The 1,301-nt window shown below is 57.0% G+C and carries 1 rRNA gene; it reads right to left on the bottom strand.

Annotated features, from left to right (window positions below):
- Positions 1-1,301: ribosomal RNA gene (locus ACZ7CF_RS42190) — 23S ribosomal RNA — on the bottom strand; the annotation flags it as partial.

Genomic DNA, 1,301 nt, shown 5'->3' on the forward strand with positions numbered 1-1,301 from the left:
AGGATGGTTATAGTTACCACCGCCGTTTACTGGCGCTTAAGTTCTCAGCTTCGCCTGGACGAATCCAAGCTAACCGGTCCCCTTAACGTTCCAGCACCGGGCAGGCGTCAGTCCGTATACATCGCCTTACGGCTTCGCACGGACCTGTGTTTTTAGTAAACAGTCGCTTCTCGCTGGTCTCTGCGGCCACCCCCAGCTCACCGAGTAAATCGGATCACCGGATGTGGCCCCCCTTCTCCCGAAGTTACGGGGGCATTTTGCCGAGTTCCTTAACCATAGTTCACCCGAACGCCTCGGTATTCTCTACCTGACCACCTGAGTCGGTTTAGGGTACGGGCCGCCATGAAACTCGCTAGAGGCTTTTCTCGACAGCATAGGATCATCCACTTCACCACAATCGGCTCGGCATCAGGTCTCAGACTCAATGGTGTGCGGATTTGCCTACACACCGTCCTACACCCTTACCCCGGGACAACCACCGCCCGGGATGGACTACCTTCCTGCGTCACCCCATCACTCACCTACTACCAGCTCGGGTCACCGGCTCCACCACTCCGACCTCGTCCGAAGACTCAGCCGGCGGCTTCACGGGCTTAGCATCACTGGATTCGATGTTTGACGCTTCACAGCGGGTACCGGAATATCAACCGGTTATCCATCGACTACGCCTGTCGGCCTCGCCTTAGGTCCCGACTTACCCTGGGCAGATCAGCTTGACCCAGGAACCCTTAGTCAATCGGCGCACACGTTTCTCACGTGTGAATCGCTACTCATGCCTGCATTCTCACTCGTCAACCGTCCACAACTCGCTTCCGCGGCTGCTTCACCCGGCAGACGACGCTCCCCTACCCATCACAGCACCCGTTGGGGCTATCTGCTGCAATGACACGACTTCGGCGGTACGCTTGAGCCCCGCTACATTGTCGGCGCGGAATCACTAGACCAGTGAGCTATTACGCACTCTTTCAAGGGTGGCTGCTTCTAAGCCAACCTCCTGGTTGTCTGTGCGACTCCACATCCTTTCCCACTTAGCGTACGCTTAGGGGCCTTAGTCGATGCTCTGGGCTGTTTCCCTCTCGACCATGGAGCTTATCCCCCACAGTCTCACTGCCGCGCTCTCACTTACCGGCATTCGGAGTTTGGCTAAGGTCAGTAACCCGGTAGGGCCCATCGCCTATCCAGTGCTCTACCTCCGGCAAGAAACACACGACGCTGCACCTAAATGCATTTCGGGGAGAACCAGCTATCACGGAGTTTGATTGGCCTTTCACCCCTAACCACAGGTCATCCCCCAGGTTTTC

It is taken from the genome of Lentzea sp. NPDC036955 (assembly GCF_055608005.1).